General features: G+C 63.3%; 18 protein-coding genes. 6 read left to right on the top strand and 12 right to left on the bottom strand.

Going from position 1 to position 23,296, the window contains the following annotated elements; translation table 11 throughout:
* Positions 1-43: 43 nt before the first annotated feature.
* From G7025_RS05225 to G7025_RS05205, 5 genes are all read right to left on the bottom strand, one after another.
* Positions 44-1,054 carry a Gfo/Idh/MocA family protein gene (locus tag G7025_RS05225; RefSeq protein WP_181077139.1) on the bottom strand — a complete coding sequence of 337 codons (1,011 nt, stop codon included), beginning with the start codon at positions 1,052-1,054 and terminating at the stop codon, positions 44-46.
* A 19-nt stretch (positions 1,055-1,073) separates the two neighbouring features.
* Positions 1,074-3,005: a 3D-(3,5/4)-trihydroxycyclohexane-1,2-dione acylhydrolase (decyclizing) gene (iolD, locus tag G7025_RS05220; protein WP_181077137.1), complete on the bottom strand. Its 1,932-nt coding sequence runs from the start codon at positions 3,003-3,005 to the stop codon at positions 1,074-1,076.
* A gap of 69 nt (positions 3,006-3,074) precedes the next feature.
* The gene (iolB, locus tag G7025_RS05215; protein ID WP_181077135.1) at positions 3,075-3,863 is read right to left on the bottom strand and encodes a 5-deoxy-glucuronate isomerase; all 789 of its coding nucleotides are present in this window, start codon (positions 3,861-3,863) and stop codon (positions 3,075-3,077) included.
* 3 nt (positions 3,864-3,866) lie between these two features.
* On the bottom strand, positions 3,867-4,754 hold the full coding sequence (gene iolE, locus G7025_RS05210) for a myo-inosose-2 dehydratase (RefSeq protein WP_181077132.1): 888 nt from the start codon (positions 4,752-4,754) through the stop codon (positions 3,867-3,869).
* A gap of 103 nt (positions 4,755-4,857) precedes the next feature.
* Positions 4,858-6,795, bottom strand: coding sequence for a bifunctional 5-dehydro-2-deoxygluconokinase/5-dehydro-2-deoxyphosphogluconate aldolase (locus G7025_RS05205; RefSeq protein WP_181077130.1), 1,938 nt, complete (start codon positions 6,793-6,795; stop codon positions 4,858-4,860).
* Between the two features lie 283 nt (positions 6,796-7,078).
* Between G7025_RS05205 and G7025_RS05200 the strand changes: the two genes are divergently transcribed.
* Positions 7,079-7,987, top strand: a complete 909-nt coding sequence (locus G7025_RS05200) for a MurR/RpiR family transcriptional regulator (protein WP_034096994.1) — start codon at positions 7,079-7,081, stop codon at positions 7,985-7,987.
* 19 nt (positions 7,988-8,006) lie between these two features.
* Here G7025_RS05200 and pdxR read toward each other — a convergent pair whose 3' ends face one another.
* Positions 8,007-9,422, bottom strand: a complete 1,416-nt coding sequence (pdxR, locus tag G7025_RS05195) for a MocR-like pyridoxine biosynthesis transcription factor PdxR (RefSeq protein ID WP_181077129.1) — start codon at positions 9,420-9,422, stop codon at positions 8,007-8,009.
* A 92-nt stretch (positions 9,423-9,514) separates the two neighbouring features.
* On the opposite strand from pdxR, the gene G7025_RS05190 reads away from it, so the two are divergent.
* On the top strand, positions 9,515-10,750 hold the full coding sequence (locus G7025_RS05190; RefSeq protein ID WP_181077127.1) for a multidrug effflux MFS transporter: 1,236 nt from the start codon (positions 9,515-9,517) through the stop codon (positions 10,748-10,750).
* 86 nt (positions 10,751-10,836) lie between these two features.
* On the opposite strand, the gene G7025_RS05185 is transcribed toward G7025_RS05190, so the two are convergent.
* A complete protein-coding gene (locus G7025_RS05185) occupies positions 10,837-11,730 on the bottom strand; it encodes a hypothetical protein (protein ID WP_181077125.1) in 894 nt (297 codons plus the stop codon).
* 292 nt (positions 11,731-12,022) lie between these two features.
* Between G7025_RS05185 and G7025_RS05180 the strand changes: the two genes are divergently transcribed.
* Both G7025_RS05180 and G7025_RS05175 read left to right on the top strand, forming a co-directional pair.
* On the top strand, positions 12,023-12,706 hold the full coding sequence (locus G7025_RS05180) for a response regulator transcription factor (RefSeq protein ID WP_181077123.1): 684 nt from the start codon (positions 12,023-12,025) through the stop codon (positions 12,704-12,706).
* Positions 12,684-14,075: a sensor histidine kinase gene (locus G7025_RS05175; protein WP_181077122.1), complete on the top strand. Its 1,392-nt coding sequence runs from the start codon at positions 12,684-12,686 to the stop codon at positions 14,073-14,075. The genes G7025_RS05180 and G7025_RS05175 overlap by 23 nt, the downstream gene beginning before the upstream one ends.
* Positions 14,076-14,096: 21 nt before the next feature.
* Here the strand turns inward: G7025_RS05175 and G7025_RS05170 are convergent, their stop codons facing one another.
* The 4 genes from G7025_RS05170 to G7025_RS05155 form a co-directional block, all read right to left on the bottom strand.
* Positions 14,097-14,513 (bottom strand): SRPBCC family protein, encoded by a 417-nt coding sequence (locus G7025_RS05170; protein ID WP_181077120.1) that lies wholly within the window; start codon positions 14,511-14,513, stop codon positions 14,097-14,099.
* A 193-nt stretch (positions 14,514-14,706) separates the two neighbouring features.
* Positions 14,707-15,807, bottom strand: a complete 1,101-nt coding sequence (locus tag G7025_RS05165; RefSeq protein WP_181077118.1) for an acetoin dehydrogenase dihydrolipoyllysine-residue acetyltransferase subunit — start codon at positions 15,805-15,807, stop codon at positions 14,707-14,709.
* Positions 15,804-16,823 (bottom strand): alpha-ketoacid dehydrogenase subunit beta, encoded by a 1,020-nt coding sequence (locus G7025_RS05160; protein ID WP_181077116.1) that lies wholly within the window; start codon positions 16,821-16,823, stop codon positions 15,804-15,806. Before G7025_RS05160 ends, G7025_RS05165 begins: the two co-directional genes overlap by 4 nt.
* A 26-nt stretch (positions 16,824-16,849) precedes the next feature.
* The gene (locus G7025_RS05155) at positions 16,850-17,827 is read right to left on the bottom strand and encodes a thiamine pyrophosphate-dependent dehydrogenase E1 component subunit alpha (protein WP_181077114.1); all 978 of its coding nucleotides are present in this window, start codon (positions 17,825-17,827) and stop codon (positions 16,850-16,852) included.
* 309 nt (positions 17,828-18,136) lie between these two features.
* Here G7025_RS05155 and G7025_RS05150 point away from each other — a divergent pair, with 309 nt between their 5' ends.
* The gene (locus G7025_RS05150) at positions 18,137-20,011 is read left to right on the top strand and encodes a sigma-54-dependent Fis family transcriptional regulator (RefSeq protein ID WP_181077112.1); all 1,875 of its coding nucleotides are present in this window, start codon (positions 18,137-18,139) and stop codon (positions 20,009-20,011) included.
* 182 nt (positions 20,012-20,193) lie between these two features.
* On the opposite strand, the gene G7025_RS05145 is transcribed toward G7025_RS05150, so the two are convergent.
* Positions 20,194-20,973 (bottom strand): acetoin reductase, encoded by a 780-nt coding sequence (locus G7025_RS05145; RefSeq protein ID WP_181077110.1) that lies wholly within the window; start codon positions 20,971-20,973, stop codon positions 20,194-20,196.
* A 169-nt stretch (positions 20,974-21,142) separates the two neighbouring features.
* Here G7025_RS05145 and G7025_RS05140 point away from each other — a divergent pair, with 169 nt between their 5' ends.
* A complete protein-coding gene (locus G7025_RS05140; protein ID WP_181077108.1) occupies positions 21,143-23,293 on the top strand; it encodes a TonB-dependent siderophore receptor in 2,151 nt (716 codons plus the stop codon).
* The last annotated feature ends 3 nt before the right edge of the window (positions 23,294-23,296 follow it).

Here is a 23,296-nt window from a genome sequence, read left to right as displayed (position 1 = left end):
AAGTGAAAACCCAATCCATTTTTTTCAGCGTGCCTCCAGAAGTTCAGCCGTAGAAGCGTGGGCGTTCCGGCAGGCTGACCTTGACGATCTGCCCACTGCCCTGCGCCTCGATGCACGCATCCGCCGCCACCGCGGCGGCAAAGCCATCCCACGCCGACGGCCCGCCCACCTTGCCGGCGCGCACGCTATCGATGAACGCTTGCAACTCCACGTCATAGGCGCCGATAAAGCGATCCTTCCAATCCATCAGGATCGCATTCGACAGCTTGGCCTCACTGCGCAGCTGCACCTGGGACGGCTCCGGCAATTTGGCGATACCGGTCTCCCCCACCACTTCGCACTGGATGTCGTAGCCGTACTGGCAGTTCACGAACACTTCCACGTCGATACGCGTGCCCTTGGCGGTTTCCAGCAGCACGATCTGCGGGTCACGCAGGTGAGCCAGGGCCTTGCTGGTCTTGCGTGGGAACACCACCTGCACCGACACGTAGTCGTCGTCGAGCAACCAGCGCAGTACATCCAGCTCGTGGATCAAGGTGTCGGTGATCGCCATGTCGGTCTTGTAGTTTTCACCCACCCTGGGATTGCGGTGTGCACAGTGCAGCATCAGGGGTTCGCCGATCCGGCCGCTGTCGATCACGGCTTTAAGGGCGCGATAGCCCTCGTCGTACGGGCGCATAAAGCCCACCTGCACCAGGCGCTTGCCATGGGCCACTTCGGCTTCGACGATCTTGCGGCAGCCTTCGGCGGTCACCGCCAGCGGCTTTTCGCAGAACACCGGTTTGCCGGCGGCAATCGCCGCGAGCACGAATTCTTCGTGACTCGGCCCCCAGGAGGTCACCAGGATCGCTTCGACCTGGGCCGAGTTGATCAGCGCATGGCCGTCGGGGTACACCTCGGCGGCCAACTGCAAGTCGGCAACTACCTTGGCGGCCTGGTCCAGATTGATGTCGGTCACCGCCACCACCTGGCTATTGAGCAAGGTCTGGCTGCAACGACGGATATGGTCGCGGCCGATGGCGCCGGTCCCGATAACACCTAGCTTCAAAGACATACACACACTCCTCTTGTTATTAGTACTGCCGGGCCTTGGCCAGGTGCTCGTTGAGTTTCTTCGCTGCCGCGTTCGTGCGTTCGCTGGTGGACACCTGCGCCACTCCCACCCGCCACCAGGACAGGTAGCCGTGAACCATGGTCTTGGGCAGTACCTTGATATCGATCAGGGTCGAGACGGCTTGCGTGCGCGCATCGGCCAGGGCCGCTTCAAGCTGCTCCACAGTGCTGACCTTGTAGGTCTTGCAGCCATAGGCCGCCGCGCTCATGGCGAAATCCACCGGTACCAGGCTGCCGTCAAGCTTGCCGCTCTCGGGGTTGCGGTAGCGGAACTCGGTGCCGAAGCTGTCCATGCCGTTGCCGATCTGCAGATTGTTGATGCAACCGAAGGCCATGTTGTCCAGCAACACCACGTTGATCTTGCGCCGCTCCTGAATCGAGGTGGCCAGCTCGGAATGCAGCATCATGTAGGAGCCATCGCCGACCAATGCGTAGACCTCCTTGCTCGGCTCGGCGAGCTTCACCCCGAGGGCGGCGTTGATCTCATAGCCCATGCATGAGTAGCCGTATTCAACGTGGTAGGTATTCACGCCCTTGCTGCGCCAGGCGCGCTGCAGATCGCCAGGCAGGCTGCCGGCGGCGGCGACGATGATCGCGTCGTCGGCCAGGCTTGCATTGAGCACGCCGAGCACACGGCTCTGGGTCAGGCAGGAGCCGGTCAGCTCGATAAATTCGCGCAGTACGGCGCGGTCCAGACGGTCATCGACCTCGGGCACAAAGCCATCGCCGTGGTACTCCACCTGATGCACGCGCTCGACTTCGGCGTCCAGTTGCGCCTTGGCGGCGGCAATCTGCTCGCCCCAACCTGCGCGGTAGTCACCGAGGGCATCGGCCAGCGCCTCGAGGGCGACCTTGGCGTCGGCCACAACTTGCACGCCGTCGAGTTTCAACGCATCGCAGGGGCTGATATTCAGGTTCAGAAATTGCACCTCGGCATGCTTGAACAGCGATTTGGACGAGGTGGTGAAGTCGGTGTAGCGGGTGCCGATACCGATGATCAGGTCCGCTTCAGGCGCCAGCAGGTTGGCCGCCAGGCAACCGGTTTCGCCGATGCCACCGACGTTAAGCCGGTGCCCGGACACGATTGCGCTCTTGCCCGCCTGGGTCTCGGCGAAGGGAATGTCGAAGCGCTCGGCAAAGGCTTGCAGCGCGGCATTCGCGCCGGCGTACTTGACCCCGCCGCCGCAGATGATCAGCGGTTTGCGCTTGCCCCGCATAACCTCCAACGCATCGCCGATCATCGCGGCGGTGGCCGGACGGCGGTCGATACGGTGCACGCGCTTTTGCAGGAAGTAGTCGGGATAATCCCAGGCCTCGGCCTGCACATCCTGGGGCAGCGCCAGGGTCACCGCGCCGGTTTCGGCGGGGTCGGTGAGCACGCGCATGGCATGAATTGCCGCCGTCATCAATTGCTCGGGGCGGTTGATGCGATCCCAGTACTTGCTCACGGAGCGGAACGCATCGTTGGTGCTGATGCTCAGGTCGTGGAACTGCTCGATCTGTTGCAGCACCGGGTCGGGCTGGCGACTGGCGTACACATCGCCCGGCAACAGCAGCAACGGAATACGGTTGGCCGTGGCAGTCGCCGCAGCGGTGAGCATGTTCGCCGCGCCGGGCCCGACCGATGCGGTGCACGCGTAGATTTTGCGGCGCAGGTGCTGCTTGGCAAAACCGATGGCGGCATGGGCCATGCCCTGCTCGTTACGGCCCTGATGCACCACCAAATCACCGCTGTCCTGCTCCAGCGCCTGCCCCAGGCCGAGCACATTGCCGTGGCCGAAAATCGTGAACACGCCGGCGACGAACTTGCTCTGCACGCCGTCGACTTCGATGTACTGGTTATCCAAAAACTTCACCAGGGCCTGGGCCATGGTCAATCTTGTTGTGGTCATGTTCGCACCTTGTAGGAATGCAAATCCGTCGGTATCCAATGTGGCACGCGCTCGCTCGCGCCAACCCGTCTAAAGATCCAGCAGCCAGCTGTGCTGCGGGTCGTTATGGAAATGCCAGGCGCGCTTGGGGCCCGCCATTACGTTCAGGTAATACGACTCGTAGCCATAGGGCACGCTGACCGGGTGATACCCCTTGGGCACCACCACCAGGTCGCTGTGTTCCACGGCCATGGCCTGGTCGATGCTGCGATCGTCGGTGTACACCCGCTGGAACACAAAGCCTTGGGGCGGGTTGATCTGGTGGTAGTAGGTTTCTTCCAGGAAGCTCTGGTGCGGCAGGTCGTCGGTGTCGTGCTTGTGCGGCGGGTAGCTCGACGAATGCCCCGACGGCGTGCGCACTTCCACCACCAGCAGCGAATGGGCCGGTGCGCTGTCGGGCAGGATGTCGCACACATAGCGGGTGTTGGCGCCTTTACCGCGCACGCTGCGCTTGCAGTCTTCGGGACGGATCAGGCGCGGTTCATAGCCTGGCGCGCCGGGTGCGGCGCACACGGCGATCTGCACATCGCTCAAGGCCGTGACCTGGGCGTCGGTGCCCGGTGGAAGGTACGCGGCGAACGGCGATTTTTCCTCAAACACCGACTGGCGATCACCGAGGTTCTGCCAGTTGAAGCCTTCGCCTTCAATATTCACCCGGCCACTGAGCAGCACCAGGCACAGCTCTTTATCAGCGGCGCTGACCGGCAGGGTTTCGCCCAGGCTCAGGCGGTAGGCAGAGAAGCCTACGTACTCCAGCCGCCCTGCTTCCAGGGCAACCATGGTGTGTCCGCGTTTGCTGCTTTTGACCAACAAGCTCATCACTCAAGTCCTCTCGTCGAGCAGCGCACGCAAGGTGTCGTAGCCCTTTTTCGCATAGATATAGCTGGGCGCCACGGCTGGGTCCTGCTCGGCCTCAACCACCAGCCAGCCCTCATATTTCGCGGCCATCAATGCATCCAGCAGTTCGGCAAAGTCGATATCGCCATCGCCGGGCACGGTGAACGTGCCGTTGACGATGCAGTCGGGGAAGCTCCACATCTGGTTGCGCGCCAGCTGCACCACCGGCTTGCGCACATCTTTGAAATGCACATGGCAAATCCGCGCGATGTGTTTGCGCAGCACTTCGATAGGTTCGCCACCGCCCATATAGCAGTGGCCGGAGTCGAACAGCAGACCGACCTCCGGGCCGGTGCGCTGCATCAGTTGATCGATGTCTTCAGGGGATTCGACATAAGCGCCCATATGGTGGTGGTACGCCAGGCGCACGCCCTGGGACAGGGTGAAGCGCGCCAGTTCGGTAAGTTTGTCGGCGTACTCCTGCCACGCCTGCTCGCTGTGGAATCGCGGGCGTTCGATCAGACGAATGCGCGAGCCCTGGATTGAATCGGCCACCTCGCCGTACACCAGCACCTTGGCGCCGTTTTGTTTGAGCAGCTCGACATGGCCGGCGATGGCCTCGATTTCCTCGGCCACCGAGCGCCGGGCCAGGCGGCTGGAATACCAACCCGACACCAGCGCCAGGTCATAGGGCCGCAGCACATCGCCGACGCCTTTGGCGTCCTTGGGGAACTTGCCGTTGAGTTCGAAGCCTTCGTAGCCGATGTCCTTGCCTTCGCTCAGCGCGGTGCTCAGCGGCGTTTCACCGCCCAGGGCCGGCAGGTCGTCGTTGCTCCAGGAGATCGGGTTGATGCCAATTCGGATTGCGGGCATGGCTGCACCTTTATTATTTTCGGGTATCACTGAGTTCTGCTTTTTGTGGGAGGGAGCTGGCCCCCTCCCACATTGGAATTGCAGCGCACATTCAAAGCGGTGGTCAGGTTCGCGCGCTGCGCCAGGCATTGATCAGTTGTTCGAAGGTCGCCTGCACTTGCTGAATCAGGGTCTCATCATCGATCTCCCCCGCCATCCACAACCGGCTCGGTTCCTGGAAGATCGTGCGGCCCACTGCAAATCCTCGGCACGTCGTGCTCTGACTGGCCTGCTGGAACCCGCTGGCCAAACATTCCGCCGAGGCATTCAAGCCCAGCAGCACCACGCCACGGCAGTACGGGTCGCGCGCCTGGATCAGCTCGTCGAGTTTCTTCCAGTCTTCGGCCGACTGTGCCTCGATCTTCCACCACGCCGGGTAGATGCCCAGGTTGTACAGGCGCTTAAGGCTACGGTAGAGCACATCCGGGTAGGTCGATGGGTGTTCCTTGGGCGGGATGACTTCCAGCAGCAGCTCGTGGCCGCTGACCAGGGACGCGTCGTACACCGCCTTGAGTTGGGCTTCCTGCTCCAGGCGCAGCATGGGTTCATCGTCGGGATGGTATTGCACCAGGCACTTGATGATCTGCTCCTGGGGCCAGGCGATCAGGTTGCTGCCGATGGACCGTCCATGCTCGAAGGTCAGCGGCCGCGAGTTCTGCACTTCCACCGGGCGCGCGATCCACCAGCCGCGCCCGCTGGCCGCATTGAGTGCGTCCTGGCCGAAGCGCTGGTCGGCGAGCAGGCCCACATCGGCCTCCACGCCTTGCTCGGCGAGCTTGCGTTCCACGCGCTCGACGGCCTGGATAAACAACTGCTTGATGTCGCTGATGCGCGCCGGGGCCTGGCCGCCGCGCTGGGCCAGGTCCACCAACTGCCAGCGATGGTCGAAGGCGAAGATAAACAGCTGCTTCCACGCCTTACGCGGCACGGTCACGCGGTGCAGGCGCTGCAGGGTCATGTCCTGATCGGGCCGGGTGATCGGCACCGGGCTGCTGAACAGGTAATCCAACTCGGCAGGCGTGGGCATGGCCGGCGCACAGGCATGGCGCGACACCACCAGACCGCCGCAGGCATTGGCCAACTGGCTGCAACGCTCGTCGCTGGCGTCATTCAGCCAACCGCTGAGAAAGCCCGACATAAAAGCATCGCCGGCCCCCAGTACGTTGAGCACTTCTACCCGTACGCCGGGGTAGATCGCACCGTCTTCCAAGCGTGCCGGGATCGCGCCGTGGATCACCGTGCACCCTTGCGGGCCGAGCTTGACCACCAGTGTCGCCGGCGTCAGCCCGCGCACCGTGCGCAGGGCCGTGAGCAAATCCGCACTGCCGCCGGCGATCAAAAACTCTTCTTCGGTGCCGACGATCAGGTCGAAGCGCGGCAGGATGCTTTGCACGTGCTGGCTCACCTTCTGGTCGGCGACAAACCGGGTTTCGCCATCGGCCTTGCCCGCCAGCCCCCACAGCACCGGCCGATAGTCGATGTCGAGTACGCGCTGGACGTTATGTTTGGCCGCGTAGTCCAAGGCCTGGATGCTGGCCTTGTACACGCCGTCGGTGGAGAAATGCGTGCCGGTGATCAACAGCGCCTTGCTGGAAGCGATAAACGCTTCGCTGATGTCTTCGGCGCGCAGGGCCATGTCGGCACAGTTCTCGCGGTAGAACACCAACGGGAAGGTTTCGCGGTCCTTGAGGCCGAGCAGCACCAGCGCGGTGAGGCGTTCCGGGTCGACCTTGATCGCACTGACGTCACAGCCCTCACGGGCCAGGGACTCCACCAGAAAACGCCCCATATGGTCGTCGCCCACGCGGCTGAGCATTGCCGACTTGAGCCCCAGCCGCGCGGTGCCGAAAGCGATATTGGCGGAGGAACCGCCGAGGTACTTGGCGAAGCTGGACACGTCCTCAAGCCGAGCACCGACTTGCTGTGCATAGAGGTCGACGCCCAGGCGCCCGAGGCAAATCAGATCCAATTGACGCCCACTGGCAAAACGAGTCTGGCCCATGCTGGCTCCTATTATTTTTATCAGCCTGCGTTGTGCCGCCGTGGCGACGGCAAACGCTCTTGGTGGAGCAGACTAGAACGTTCGGCGGCACCAATCAATATTTATTCCATAATTATTTTTAGTGGAATATTTTTTCCAATAAGCCGGCATAATGGCACGCCAGCCGCCGTGCATCGTTTCAGCCAGCCCCGCCGGCCGTGATGCCGGGGTATTTTTTTGCGCCTACCCTGTAGACTGGCGCCACCCATCAGCGCACCAGACGAACACGCCAGAAGGATTGCCCATGTCCCGCACCGATCCCGAGACCACCCTGGAAGACACGATCGCCAGCCCTCCGATCAATGCCGAACGCCTGCTGCAGCTGATTACCGACGAATACGAAAGCCTGCCGCGCCAACTCAAACGCATCGCCAGCTACATGAGCCAGCAGAGCGACCGCATCATGGTCGACCGCATCAGCGACATCGCCCGCGAATGCGAAGTGCACCCCTCGGCCATCGTGCGTTTCTCCCAGCGTTTCGGGTTCAGCGGGTTCAGTGAGATGCAGGCGCTGTTCCGCGAGGCCTACACCCACAAGACCACCCCGGTGCAGAACTACCAACAGCGCATCCGTAGCATGATCGCGAACAAATCGCAGAAGGCCAGTGGTGGCGACCTGGCACGTGAGTGCGTCAACGCCACCCTCTCCGGCATCGAGCGCCTGGGGCTGGAGCTCGATGACGCCATGTTCGAAAAAGCCGTGGACCTGGTGGTCAATGCCGACAACATCTACGTGGTCGGCGTGCGCCGCTCCTTTGCCGTGGCCGACTACCTGGTCTACAACCTGCAGCACACCAACAAGCGCATCCACCTGATCTCCGGCCTGGGCGGCAGCTACCGCGAGCAGATGCGCAGCGTGCGCGCCAATGACCTGGTGATCGCCATCAGCTTTACGCCCTACGGCAAAGAGACCCAGCACTGCCTGCGCATCGCCCAGCACCATCAGGCCAAGACCCTGATCATCACCGACAGCAACCTGTCGCCCCTGGCCAAGCGGGCCAACGCGGTGCTGCTGGTGAACGAGGGGTCTTCGTTTGCGTTCCGCTCATTGAGCGCCACGCTGTGCCTGTGCCAGGCATTGTTTATTGCGGTGGCGTATCGCCTGGAATTGAAAGTGGATGAGATTCACGAGCAGGTCGGGTTCGAGGATTGACCCCACGACCTGTCACTGCTCACTGAAACAACGCCGCCAGTGCCCGGCCGTGGTAACGGATCTGCGCCAAGGTCAGCGCGGTGTAGCCAATGATCACCGCTGGCGGCAACCTCGCCTCATGGCAGAACGCGCCCAGCGGCTGCAACGTCAGCCCGGCAGATGCCGCCCGGGCGCAGAAGTCCGCTTCTTTAACCCCTGCCGGCAGCCACAGCACAAAATGCAGCCCGGCCTGCTGGCCACTCACGACGGCATGCCCGCCGAGGCATTCGAGCAGCGCATCGCGACGGGCCAGATACGCCTGGCGTGAAGCGCGTAAATGACGCACAAACGCCCCGCTGCCAAGTAACTCCACCAAGCCCAATTGATCACTGGCGCCGACCGAATGCCCGGTGAGGTGCAGGGTGCGCAGCAACGCCCGGCGCAGCGTCTTGGGCACCACCATAAAGCCCACTCGCAGACCGGGAAACAGGTTCTTGTTGAAGCTGCCGCAGTAGATCACCCGGTCATCGGCGTCCAGGGCTTTCAGGGCGGCCAGCGGCGCGCTCTGGTAGTTATATTCGCTGTCGTAGTCATCCTCCACCACCCATGCCTGCGCGCGTGCGGCCCAGTCCAGCAAAGCCAGGCGGCGCGATACCGACAGGGTCATGCCCAGCGGTGCCTGGTGCGCCGGGGTCACGTAGACCAGGCGGGCCGCATCGGGGAGCCGGGAGGTGTCGAGCCCGTCCGCGCCGACCGGCACCGCCTGCACCTGAGCGCCGCACAGTTCGAACAAGCGTCGTGCCGGTGGGTAGCCAGGGTCTTCGAGACAGGCCGTGTCGCCGGGCTTGAGCAGGGTGCGCGCAATCAAATCGAGGGCATGCCGAATGCCGGTGGTAACAACCACTTCATCCGCCTCGCACTGCAGGCCGCGATATCGGCGCAGGTAGTCGGCGATCCGGGCGCGCAGTTCCGGCACGCCCGCCGGATGGGATGCCTCCAGCGCGCCTGGCCCTGCCGCGAGCAGCCCACGGGACAGGCAGCGGGCCCAGGTCTTGAGGTCGAACAGACCGGCGTCCGGGCGCCGTGCGACAAAAGGCACATGGCTTTGCACACCCGCGTACGGGCGGTCCGGCTCGACCGGGCGACGCGGCGTCTGGCGTGCGTTCGGCGCCGCGATAAAGTGTTCGGGGATGACCGCGCAGACGCGCGTGCCGGAGCCCGCAATGCGTTGCACATACCCCTCTTCCTGCAAGCGCTCGTAAGCCGTTTCCAACGTGCCGCGCGACACCTGCCAACGTTCGGCCAGGCTGCGCGTGGACGGCAAACGGCTGCCTCCCGGCAATTGCCGGTTGAGAATCGCGCCGCGCAATGCCTCGTACGCGCCCTGCTGTTTGCCCGCATCCAGCGTGTCGGGGCGCGGCAGGTCAAGGGCGGATGCAGTTTTACCTCGGCTCATAGTGGTCCATTCGTTTTCGGCATAAGTGGCTCACAGGATTAAACCACAAAGCCGCTAGAGTGCCGGTTCCACTTCTTGCCAAGAGCTTGCCCATGACTCAACGTGCCCTTTCCCTGGGATCCTGGCTGGTGCTGCTGACCGTATTGATCGGACTGCCGCTCGTCGCACTGGACATGCACCTGCCGGCACTGCCGGCCATGGCCGACTACTTCCAGGCCAGCGACAGTCAGCTGCAATTGACCCTCACGCTGTATACCCTCGGCTCGGCGATTTCGCTGCTGATCAGCGGCCCGCTGACTGACCGCTTCGGCCGTCGCCCGGTGTTACTGGCGGGATTGGCGCTGTATGGGCTGGCCACCTTGGCCTGCGCCTTGGCCGACAGCCTCGGCGTGCTGATTATCGCGCGACTGTTCCAAGCCCTGGGCGGCTGCTGCACCACGGTGATCGGGCGGGTGATCGTGCGCGATCACTTCGAGCGCGACGAACAGGCACGCCTGCTGGGATTAATCTCCATGGCGATGGCGGTATCGCCCATGGCCGCGCCAGTCTTGGGCAGCCTGTTGCTGCCAATGATTGGATGGCGGGGCTTGTTTCTGCTGTTGGGCGCGATTGGCGTGGTGTTGTATGGGGTGGTCCATCGGCGCCTGCCGGAAACCCGCCCGACGCAAGTGGCGGCGACAGCGCCGGGCAATCTGTTGCACCTGTATGGGCGGTTGCTGGGCGACCGCTACTTCCTGCGCTACGCGCTGGCCATCGGCTGCGTATACAGCACCTATTTTCCCTTTATCAGTGAGTCATCGGCGCTGCTGCAACGGGGCTTTGGCTTGTCCGCCACGGCTTACGCGCTGGTGTTCGCGGCAACCATCAGCGGCTATATGCTGGGGGCGAATCTGTTTCGTCGGCTGGTGCTGCGCTTTGAAGCGGATCGATTGATCAGCGCAGCCATCGCACTGAACGTGGTCGGCAGCCTTCTGCTCGCTGCGGGCACGGCCGCCTGGGCGCAGCAATGGCTGGCGATCGTACTGCCGATGGTGGTGATCATGGTGTCGGTGGGGATGGTGATTCCGGCGTGCCAGTTGTCGGTGTTGCAACCTTATGGCGCAATTGCCGGCACGGCCTCGGGGCTGTTCTTCTTCATCCAGATGTTCCTCACTGCGGTGAGCAGTTGGGTCACCGGTGTGTTATCGGACGGCACATCGCAGCCGTTGCTGATCATGACGGGTGTGGCCAGCACCTTGCTGGTGGCGACCTGGCTGACGCTCCACCCAAAGCAAAGTGGGAGGGCGCAAGCGCCCTCCCACGAGGTTCCGAGCAGTACTCGGGTTTAGTGCATGAAGATCGCGATCAGAATGATGACCGGGATAGGCACGCCGAGGAACCACAGCAGTAATGAGCGCATTGTTTTCTCCTTGAATTAACGGACGTAATGTTCGGTTTCGACATACACCACGGCATCCCGACGACGACCGCCGAAGGTCGCAGCGAAGCTGGCAAAGAAGGCGCCGATCAGCAGCGCGACAAACATCCACAGCGCGGTCCAGGCAGCGACTTTGGCGGCGGTGTCAGCGGCTTGTTTGGCTTTGAGCTTGGCGTCCTCGACGGCTTTACGGGCATCGCCGTAGACCTTGTCGATGCGCGCTTCGGCGTCGGCCTGGCTGAGGTTGGTGCGCTGGCTGATCAACTGGGCCAGGTAGGTACGGTCTTCAGCAGCCAGTTGACCGTCATTGCTCAGGGTGCGGGCAAAAATGCGCGCAACCACGGCATGGGCGGCGTCATCGCTGACTGCGGCTGGGCGGTCATCGCGGAACAGGCTGTCGACGTAATAACCGAAGTCATCACCCTTGACGCTCTGTGCTGTGCTGCCGGCGGCTTGCACCGCACCCGAGGCGACACTGGCGCTGGCCTGCACGCCGCCACCGACCACACTGCTGACCGAACTGACCACCAGGGTCGCGGTGATCAACGTGGCCACGGCCCAGGCCAGGAAGCCATGGGCGGTGTCGCGGAAATACACTTCATCGCCATGCATATTGGCCCACTTCACGCGCAGACGGCCGGCAATGTAACCGCCCAAGCCGGCGGCGACGATCTGGGTAAATGCCAGCCAGACAATCGTGGATATACCCAGCCCTTTGGCGCTCACACCACTGTTGGCCCACGGCGACACGGCCGAAAAGCCCAGGCCAAAGCCCAGCAGCACCAGGATCAGCGAGAGTGCGGCCGCCGCAGCGGCCCCGGCAAAAATCGCCCCCCAGGAAACCCCGGAGCGCGCGCTCGATTCTTGCAGCGTGGTTGAAGGTGTGATCATTGTTGTTTTGCTCCCGGCAGGAAAAATAGTGTTACAAGTCTCAAAAGGGACAGTGCAGGCAGCGTGCCAGTCGGCATAAAAATAAAAAACCTTTATTTTCAATATGTTAGATAAGTTGAACTTCCTAAGACCATGCAACTTGCAAGAACCTGGCAATCAGAGCGGGCGTATTGCATTCCAATATGGGAGGGGGGTGTCGGATTTGCCTCCATGAAGTTTTATTTAGGAAGCGTTCAGCCAATTGTTGGCAAAATGCACCTCTTCTAGTGTGAATCGCTCGCCAGGTATGCCTATGACCCGCATTTTGACCATCGAGGATGACGCCGTAACGGCCCGCGAGATTGTCGCCGAGCTGAGTAGCCATGGACTGGAGGTTGATTGGGTGGACAACGGCCGCGAAGGCCTGGTCCGCGCCGTGAGTGGTGATTACGACCTGATCACCCTGGACCGCATGCTGCCGGAACTGGATGGCCTGGCCATCGTCACCACCCTGCGCACCATTGGAGTATCGACGCCGATCCTGATGATCAGCGCCCTCTCCGACGTCGATGAACGCGTGCGCGGCCTGCGCGCCGGTGGCGATGACTACCTGACCAAGCCGTTCGCTTCCGATGAAATGGCCGCACGTGTAGAAGTGCTGCTGCGCCGCAAAAGTACGGTCAAGGAATTCGAGACCGCCTTGCGCGTGGCCGACCTGGAGTTGAACCTGATCAGCCGCGAAGCCACTCGCGCCGATCAGCCGCTCACCCTGCTGCCCACCGAATACAAACTGCTGGAATTTTTGATGCGCAACACCGGGCAGATCCTGTCGCGGATGATGATCTTCGAGGAAGTCTGGGGCTATCACTTCGACCCCGGCACCAACCTGATCGATGTGCACATCGGACGCCTGCGCAAGAAAATCGACCCACCGGGCCTCACACCGCTGATCCGCACGGTACGAGGTTCCGGTTATGTCATTGCTGAACCCCTCTAAGGGCTGGCGCTCATCCAGCAGCCGCCTGCTGGCACTGTACAGCTCGCTGTTCGTGGCCTGGAGCTGCATCCTGATGGGGGTGCTGTACTTCGAAGTGTCGGGTTACCTGGGGGATTTGTCGCGCCACTCGCTGTTGCAGCGCCAGCACCTCTTTCAACGTTTCGACGGTGAGGAACTGGTGGAGGCGCTGACCACCAGCATGACCTTCGATATGAAGGGCGTTGACGCCTACGGCCTGTTCGACGAACAGTTCCGCCCGTTGAACGGACCGATCCGCGCAATTCCGCCGGACCTGCCTCTGGACGGCAAGATCCACGCCCTGACCAATTGCGTGGACTCCGACGATCCCAAATTGCCCAAGGACAGCTGCGATGCCGTCGCCACCCACACCGGCGATGGCCGCTGGCTGGTACTGGTGCGCGCCAACGGTTCGCTGTTCGGCGTGACGCGAATCATCTGGCATGCGCTGCTCTGGGCACTCTCGCTGACCATCATTCCCGGTGTCGCGGGCTGGCACTTGCTGCGCCGTCGTCCGCTGCGACGCATTCGCGGGATCCAGGCCAGCGCCGAAGCTATCGTCGCCGGCGACCTCACCCATCGCCTGCCGCTGTCCAACCGACGCGACGAATTGGACATGCTCGCGGCCATCGTCAACGCCATGCTCGACCGCATCGAAAAGTTGATGAACGAGGTCAAGGGCGTGTGCGACAACATTGCCCATGATCTGCGCACCCCACTGACGCGCCTGCGCGCGCAGTTGTATCGCATCCGGCAGGAGGCCGAGCAGGACTCGGGCTACGCGGTAAAACTGGATGACGCGATTGCCGAAACCGACACCCTGATGGCGCGTTTTCGCGGGCTGTTGCGTATTTCGGAACTGGAAGACCACCAGCGCCGTTCAGGCTTCCTGGTGATGGACCCGCTGCCGCTGCTGAGGGAATTGCACGATTTCTATCTGCCGCTGGCCGAGGAAGGCGAACTGCAACTGGTGCTCGACATGCCACCCTCCCTGCCGTGGATCACCGGCGACCGCGCGCTGCTGTTTGAAGCCGTGGCGAACTTATTGAGCAATTCGATCAAGTTCACCCCGCCGGGCGGCGAAGTCATTTTGCGCGGGCTCAACGACGCGGGCAGCACCCGTATCGAAGTGCACGACTCGGGGCCAGGCATACCGGCGGCCGAGCGTGCCGCAGTGTTCCAGCGTTTTTACCGCGTGGACGAAAGCGACCAGCCCGGTGGGTTCGGGCTGGGGTTGTCGATTGTCGCGGCGATCATCAACCTGCATGGCTTCAAGCTGGAGGTAGGCAGCAGCGCCCGGGGCGGCGCGCGGCTGATCCTGGAGTGTCGCCAGCAACTGATGCCCGAATGAGCGAGTGGGGCCTGCTGCGACTCAGGCCTTGAAGTTGGCGCGCAGCGCTTCGACCCCACCCTTGTAGACACCGGCGAACAGCTCCTCCACCGCCTCGTCCGTGGTGCCCGCCGCCGGTGTGAACACGCCCGACCACGTCACCTTCGTCGACGCGTCAGTCAAGGCTTCCACCTGCAACGTCGCCAGGTAAGCGCTCACCGGAAACGGCGATTGCTCGATGGTGTAGCTGTAGGCACGCGAAACGTTATCGAACGTCTGCAACCGCTCGACGATCACGCCACCGTCGGCGGTTGTCAGATGGCGCAGGCGGCCACCTTCGCCGGGCTCGCTCTTGGCAATCAGCGGCAACCAGTCCGGCAGGCTGTTGAAGCCGCCGACCAATTGCCAGACCTGATCGGCCGATACCGGGATTTCTATTACTGCGGATGCGGTTGGCACGGTCAATCTCCAGAAGTCATGGAAAACGTCGCCCAGACTGCCACGCCTGGCGCGTCATTGCATCCCTTCTGAATGCTCGGATAAGGGGGTGACTGACGCCTCGCAATCGGGGGCAAGCCCCCTCCCACACAGTCAGTACTGTGGGAGGGGGTTTGCCCCCGATTGCAGTGGGTCAGGCCCCACGGATCTCAGCTCAATGGCGCTTGAGGAACGCCAGCATCAACGGGTTAACCTGCTCCGCCGCCTCCAACTGCACCATATGCCCCTGCCCCGGCAGGATTTCCACCTGGGCCTCCAGCCCTTGGGCATGAGCGGCCGGGATAATGGCGTCGTCGCTGCCCCAGATCACCAGGCTCGGCTGTCGACCGACAACATGGCGCACATCCACCTTCTGTCGTCCGCCCTCGAACAGCGCCCCATTGAGCTGGCGCAACGCCTGATCCACGCCCTCCAACCGTTTGAACTTGAGCATGTCCTCCAGCATCTGCCGCGTCACCAGCGCCGGATCGCTAAACAACTGCACCAGCTGCGGCTTGAGGGCGTTGCGATTGTTAGCGTCGGCAAACCCTTGCAGATAATCGCCATTGATATCGGCACCCAGGCCGGCGCTGGCGATCAGGGTCAGCGAGACCACGCGCGCGGGCGCCTGCTCGGCAACGGTCAGGGCCACCAGCCCGCCCATGGAATGGCCGGCCAGGTGCACGCGCTCCACGTGCAGATGATCGAGCAGGCCCAGTACCGCCTGTGCCAACTCCGAGGCGTCGCCGCTGCGCAGCGTCTTGCCCGACTCGCCATGCCCCGGCAGGTCGAGCGCGATCACACGGCGGTCGGCGGCCAGGGCCGGTTGGTTGAACAGCCAGTTGTTCAAGTCGCCGCCAAAGCCATGCACCAGCACCAGCGGCGTGCCGCCTTCGCCGAGGTCCAGGTAACGCAGCAAGCGCCCGCCCACCTCGACTTTCTGCGCACTCGGCCCCGCCGTTTCGGCCTCGGCGGCACTGGACACGAACCCGGCCTGGAAGCGTTCGATTACCGCGTCGATCTCGGCGTCGCTGGCCTCACCTTCCACCACAATCCCCAGCAAGGCGCCGACCGGCAGGGTTTCATCGCTCTGCGCCAGCACTCGGCGCAACACGCCACTGAACGGCGCCTCGACGCTGCTGGAAATTTTGTCGGTCTCCACATCCAGCACTTCTTCGCCCTTCTCCACCCGCTCGCCCGGCTGCTTGAGCCAGGTGTCGATACGGCCCTCAGTCATCGATAGCCCCCACTTGGGCATGGTCAAGGTATGGATCATGCGGCGTTCCTCTTGTCGGCGATCTTCAGCACGGCGGCTTCGATCCTGGCGGCGTCGGGGATGTACAGGTCTTCCAGCGCATCGGAAAACGGCACCGGCGTATGGGGCGCGGTGACCATTTCGATGGGCGCGCGCAGTGCGGCGAATGCGCGCTGCGCCACCAGGGCGCTGATGTCGGTGGCAATCGAGCAGCGCGGGTTGGACTCATCGATCACCACCAGGCGCCCGGTTTTCTCCACGCTTTCCAGGATGCTGTCCTCATCCAGTGGGCTGGTGGTGCGCAGGTCCAACACTTCGCAGTCGATGCCTTGGCGTGCCAGGTTGGCGGCGGCGTCGAGGGCGATATGCACCATGCGCCCGTAAGTTACCAGGGTCACGTCGCGGCCTTCGCGCACAAAGTTGGCCTCGCCGAACGGCACGGTATACAGCTCTTCGGGCACGTCGCCTTGCAGGCTGTAGAGCATTTTGTGTTCGAGGAAGATCACCGGGTCGTTATCGCGGATCGCCTGGATCAGCATGCCCTTGGCATCATAGGGCGTGGCCGGGCACACCACTTTCAGGCCGGGAATGTGGGTCCACATCGAGGTGAGCATCTGCGAGTGCTGGGCGGCGGCGCGCAGGCCGGCGCCGTACATGGCGCGGATCACCAGCGGTGTGGTGGTCTTGCCACCGAACATATAGCGAAACTTGGCAGCCTGGTTGAGCAACTGGTCAAGGCAACAGCCGATAAAGTCGACGAACATCAGTTCGCACACCGGGCGCATGCCCCGGGTGGCGGCGCCCACGGCCATGCCCACGTAGCCGACCTCGGACAACGGCGCATCCAGCACGCGCTCGGGGAACTCCGGGTACAGGCCTTTGGTGACGCCGAGCACGCCGCCCCAGGCGTCCTGTTCGCCGGGCGACCCGGTGCCGCCGGACACATCCTGGCCGATGATGAACACGCTCTGGTCGCGGCGCATCTCCTGGGCCAGGGCTTCGTTGATTGCCTGCTGATAGCTGATTTTGCGAGCCATGAAATTCTCTCCGGGTCTTGTTGTTATTAGCGGTAGGCGACGTAGACATCGCTGAGCAGATCGGCCGCCTGGGGCTTGGGATCGGACTTGGCCAGGCGCACGGCATCTTCGATCAACTGTGCGACCTCGCCGTCGATACGCTCGAATTGCGCGGCGTCCAACCAGCCTTCGACCTGGCAACGCTGGCGGAACAGCACCAGGCAATCCTGGGTTTCGCGCAGGTTCTTCACTTCATCCACACCGCGATAGGTTTGGGCATCGCCTTCGAAGTGGCCGTAGAAACGGCTCAACTTGACCTCCACCAGCGTCGGCCCTTCGCCGTTGCGTGCACGCTCTACGGCCACGCCCAGCGCCGCGTGCACGGCGAAGAAATCGTTGCCATCGACGATCACCCCCGGCATGCCAAATCCCACGGCGCGCTCGGCGATGTCCTTGCACGCCACCGACCAGCCGGAACCGGTGGCTTCGGCATAGCCGTTGTTTTCGGCGACGAACAGACAGGGCAATTTCATGATCGAGGCCAGGTTCATCGCCTCGAACACCGCGCCCTCGTTGGAGCCGCCATCGCCAAAAAATGCCACGGCCACGCCCTGGCTGCCCTTGAGCCTGGCGGCCAACGCCGCACCGGCCGCCAACGGTGCGCCGGCACCGACGATGCCATTGGCGCCGAGCATGCCTTTCTCCTGATCGGCGATGTGCATGGAGCCGCCCTTACCGCCGCAGACGCCGGTTTTCTTGCCGTAGATCTCGGCCATCATGCCGAACACATCCACCCCCTTGGCGATGCAATGACCGTGGCCACGGTGGTTGGAGGCGATGCAATCGTCATCGTTAAGATGGGCCATGACCCCGGCGGCACTGGCTTCCTGGCCGGCATACAAATGCACGAAGCCGGGAATCTCGCCGGTGGCGAATTCCACATGCAGGCGTTCTTCGAAATCACGGATGGTGCGCATCACAGTGTAGGCATGCAGCAATTGATCGGTGGACAGGTGGGTGGACATCTTGTTGTTCTCCAGGTTGTCTCGACACACAAAAGGCTGGCGTCGACCAGCTACAGGCCACTCAGCACAGCCTGTGCCATAACCGCCAGGAACCTGGCAAAGCGTTGATCCAGAGCAGTGCCGCCCCCTTGTACGTGCGCACTCAATACACTCGGAATGAGACGTTGCAGCGCAGCTTGCCGATGGCGTCTCAAGGCAAATGAGACGCTGCGTCTCAGCGTCGGCAGTTGGTCAGCCCGCCCTTGTCCACCCGCGCGCGCAGGCGCTTAATGGCGGGCATAACAACAAAGCTCGAGAACCGGAGGCCCTATGCTCGCCGCGAACTCCAGGGAGCACGTCGACTGCGTCAGTCGCGTGGTCCGCAATGCCGATCGCCTGCCCCAGGCACCGGTGCCCGCATTGATTTTCGATTCCTGGCGCCGCTCCATGGAACAACACCACCTGGACCCAGGCTCCCTGCAGGGCCCCCGTATCCTCAGCGAACCCTTGCTCAAGGAATGCCGCGAACGCGCCGAGCTGTTCATGCGCATCGCCAGCGAAGAAGTCGGGCAACTGCACCATCGCGTGCGTCATGCCGACTACTGCGTGATGCTTACCGACGCCCAGGGCCAGACCCTCGACCACCGCGTAGACAGCAGCATTCGCAGCGACTGTCGCAAGGCCGGTCTGTACCTGGGCACCTGCTGGTCGGAAGCCGAAGAAGGCACCTGCGGCGTGGCCACGGTATTGACCAGCAAGGCAGCGGTGACCGTGCACAAACGCGATCACTTTCGCGCGGCGTTCATCGGCCTGACCTGCTCCGCCGCGCCGATCTTCGATCCGCAGGGCAATCTGCTGGGGGTGATGGACGCCTCGGCGCTCAAGTCGCCGGATGACCGGCGTAGCCAGCACCTGGTGCGCCAGATGGTGGCCCAGAGCGCCCAGGCCATCGAGAATGCGTTCTTCATGCACAGCGCCCGCCAGCATTGGGTGCTGCAGGCGCACAGCACACCGGGCTATGTGGACAGCCAGCCCGACCTGCTGCTGGCCTGGGACCAGGACGGGTGCCTGCAGGCCCTCAACAGCAAGGCACGCCAGGCCCTGCGTCGACGCTTCGGCCAGGTGCCGACGCATATCGGTGAAGTATTCGACTTGGATGCCTTGCGTGCGGTGACCGACCAGCGTGCCCAACAGTTGCACTGGCTGGGCGAACCCGGCGCGCTGCATGTGCGGGTCAACACGCCCCAACGTTGTTCGCGCACGCGCGCGGCGCCGAGCCATCAGGTCGACCCCCGTGTGGAAGAACACCTGCGCCTGGCCGTACGGGTCAAGGACCGCAACCTGCCGGTGCTGGTGCAAGGCGAAACCGGTGCCGGCAAGGAAGTCTTCGCGCGCCAGTTGCATGAACGCAGTGCGCGCCGCCAGGGCCCATTCGTGGCGGTGAACTGCGCGGCGATCCCGGAAAACCTGATTGAAAGCGAGCTGTTCGGCTATGTGGCAGGGGCGTTTACCGGTGCCTCCAGCAAAGGCATGCCCGGCCTGTTGGTGCAGGCCGACGGCGGCACGCTGTTCCTCGATGAGATCGGCGACATGCCGCTGGCGTTGCAGACCCGCCTGTTGCGGGTCATGGCCGAGGGTGAAGTGGCGCCCCTGGGCGCGGCCAGAACCCGCACGGTGGATATCCAGGTGATCTGCGCCAGCCACCGCGATCTGGCGGCGCTGGTAAGCGAGGGGCGCTTTCGCGAAGACTTGTACTTTCGCCTCGGCTGCGCCCGGGTCAGCCTGCCGCCGTTGCGCGATCGCACCGACAAACTGGCCCTGATCCACCGCCTGCTGGAGCAGGAATCACAGCGCGGCACGGTCGCACTGGGCATCAGCCAGGCGGCGCTTGAAGTGTTGTTGAGCCATGGCTGGCCCGGCAATGTGAGGCAACTGCGGCATGTGCTGGCGTATGCCTGCGCGGTGTGCGACGGCCAAACCCTGCAACTGGCGGATCTGCCGGTGGAAGTGCGCGGCGAACAGGTCGCGGCGCCGACCGAACAGAGCGCCAGCCCGGAACGGCAAGTGGTACTGGATGCGCTGATCCGGCATCGCTGGAAACCAACACCGACCGCCCAGGCGCTGGGCATTTCCAGAGCCACCCTGTACCGCCGAGTCAACCAACTGGGCATCGATATGCCCGGCAAGGCTTCCCTGACACAGTGAGGTCGCTCATAGCGGCGTGTCAGTGACACACATGTTGCCTGAGCGAAAGCTATCGGGGGCAAGCCCCCTCCCACAGTGGGACCTCGCTGTCGCAGGTAATGTGGGAGGGGGCTTGCCCCCGATGGCGGTGGGTCAGCGAAAAAAATACTAACTGAACCACCACCAACGCACGCTTTGCGAGATCAGCGGTAGACCAACCCACCATCGATCAAGGGCGACTGCCCCGTCATGTAGTCCGCATCCGGCCCCGCCAGGAACGCCACCAGCCCCGCCACATCCTCCGGGGTTTCGGCGCGGCCCAGGGCGATGCCGTCCACGTATTGCTTGTAGGTCGCGCCCACCTCGGCCCCAGTGATCTCAGCCATGCGCTTGTCGATCTCCACCCACATATCGGTGCCCACGACGCCCGGGCAGTAGGCATTGACGGTGATCCCCGCGCTGGCCAGCTCCTTGGCCGCCGCCTGGGTCAGCGCACGCACGGCGAACTTGGTGGCCGAGTACACGCCCAGCAGCGCAAACCCTTCATGGCCGGCGATGGAGCAGGCGTTGATAATCTTGCCCTTGCACCCCAGCGCCTTGAATTTCTTGCCGGCGGCCTGGATGCCCCACAACACGCCCTGCACATTGATACCCAAGGTGCGTTCGACCTGTTCCGGGGTCACCTCCAGCAGTGCATCGATCTGCGCCACCCCGGCGTTGTTGACGATGATGTCGAAGCCGCCCAGGGTCTGGTGCGCATGCTCCACCGCCGCCACAACCTGTTCGCGCTTGGACACATCGGCGATAAACACCGACGCCTTGCGTCCGCTGGCCGTGATTTCGGTGGCCACGGCGGCGAGTTTGGCACCATTGATGTCCACCAGGGCGATATCGGCGCCCTCCTGAGCCAGGCGCAAGGCAATGGCCCGGCCGATGCCCTGCCCGGCGCCGGTGACCAGCGCAACTTTTCCAGCGATACCCATGACGATCTCCTGCAATGATGAAAGAAGCCGTGTCTATCGCAGGTGCAGGCGCGGGCTGTCGAGCCGGCAAGGCTTCGGCGTGGGAGCTGAGACGGGACGTCTCGCTTGTAAAACCGCGCCGTAATGCCTAGCTTATGCGCCCCCTGCCCCGCGCTCTAAGGCCCAGCCCATGGTTTTGCGTTTTCGCCCCGTCGTCACTTCACGTGTTGCCCTCGGCCTGCTGCTCAGCGGCGGCATCGGCAACAGCCTGGCGGCCGCGCTGGAACTGCCGGCGCTGCAGGTACAGGGCGAAGATACGTCCGGCTATCGCGCCGAAACCGCCTCGGTCGGCGGCTTCCATGAAACACCGCTGCTCGACACCGCAGCCTCGGTCAGCGTGTTCAACGCCGCGCTGATCAAGGACCAGCAAGCGCGCCTGCTCAGTGAAGTGCTGCGCAACGATGCGTCGGTGGGCGACAGCTATGCGCCCATCGGCTACTACGAAAACTTCGTGGTGCGCGGTTTTTCGCTGAACGCGGCCAGCAGCTACAAGATCAATGGGCGCACCATCACCGGCGAACAGAACGTCGCCCTGGAAAACAAGCAGCAGGTGGAAGTGCTCAAGGGCCTGGCGGGCTTGCAGAGCGGCATTTCCGAACCCAGCGGCGCGATCAACTATGTCACCAAGCGCCCGGAAGAGGTGCGCTCGGTGACCGTGTCCACCGACGATCGCGGCAGCGGTTACCTGGTCACCGATGTCGGTGGCTGGTTCGGCAGCGAGCAGCAGTTCGGCCTGAGGGCCAACGTCGCTCATGAAGACCTGCATTCCTACGTGGAACACGCCAACGGCCAGCGCGATTTCCTGGCCCTGGCGTTCGACTGGAACATCAGCCCCGACGCCGTGCTGCAACTGGACGCCGAATACCAGAACAAACAACAGCGCTCGGTGCCGGGTTATCAGTTGCTGGGCGGCAGCGCAGTGCCCCATGGGGCCTCGCCGAAGAAACTGCTGGGGCACCAGAGCGGCGCCAAACCGGTGGACATCGATTCGCTGAACCTCAACGGCACGTTCGACTATCGCTTCAACGATCAATGGACAGCCCAGATCAGCGCCGCGCGCAGCAAAGTGGTGATCGATGACTACAGCTCATTTGCCTGGGGTTGCTATTACATCGGCAGCTGCAATGCCAACACCTTCAGCCCCGAAGGCGACTACGACATCTACGACTACCGCAGCCCCGACGACACGCGCCGCGACGACGAGGTGCAGGTCGCCATGACCGGCCGGTTCGACACCGCGGGCCTGGGCCACGAATTGACCTTCGGCACCAGCGCGTTTCGTCGAGTGATCGACCAGCGCAAACCCGTCAACGAGTGGATCGGCAGCGGCAACATCCACCAGGACGCCGCCACCTTCGCGCCGACCGACGTGCCGCTCAACGACAGCCATCGCACCCTCGACAGCCGCCAGTACGGCCTGTTCGTCACGGATCGCCTGCGCTTCAACGAGCAGTGGCAAACGGTCCTCGGCGGGCGTGAAGTGCGCCTCGATGAACAGGCGTTCGACAGCGACGGCAACCCGTCCCGCCACACGCAGCAATACGTGTTTCTACCCCAGGCGGCGCTGATCTATAAGCCGGTGGACAGCGTTTCGCTATACACCCGCTACGGCAAAGGCTTGTCTCTGGGAGGCACCGCGCCATGGTTCGCGACCAATGCCAGTGAGACCCTGGCACCGACCACCTCGCGACAGATCGAGGCCGGCGTCAAATACGACTGGCGCCGCATCAGCTTCGCCGCCGCGCTGTTCCAGACCCGACAGGGCTACCAATACGCCCGACCCGACGGCGCCGGCAGCTTCACCTATGTGCAGCAGGGCGAGCAGAAAAACACCGGGCTGGAAGTGTCGGCCAATGGCTGGGCCACCGACCGTTTGCAGATCGCCACCAGCGTGGCGGCGATTCGTGCACGGGTGAGCGGCAGCGGCACGGCGGCCTATGAAGGGCACCAGGCGATCAACGTGCCCAAGCTGCGCGCCAGCCTATACGCCGACTATGCGCTGCCGTGGGTCAATGGCCTGGCGGTGCTGGGTGGCGTGCAATACAGCGCCAAGAAGTACGCCAACCGCAGCGGCAATGTGCAGGTGGGCGATTACGCGGTGGTCAACGTCGGCAGCCGCTACACCACCCACCTCGACGGTTACGAAACCGTATTGCGCCTGAGCGTCGACAACCTGTTCGACAAACGTTACTGGCGCGATGCCGGCGAGTACCTGGGCGACGACTACCTGTTCCAGGGCGCACCACTGACGGCGCGCCTGAGCGCAACGGTCAATTTCTAAGGC

The organism is Pseudomonas lurida (assembly GCF_013522705.1).
Lineage (GTDB): Bacteria > Pseudomonadota > Gammaproteobacteria > Pseudomonadales > Pseudomonadaceae > Aquipseudomonas > Aquipseudomonas quebecensis.
The sequence above is the reverse complement of the archived record's forward strand: the minus strand, read 5'-3'. Positions and strand labels throughout refer to the sequence as shown.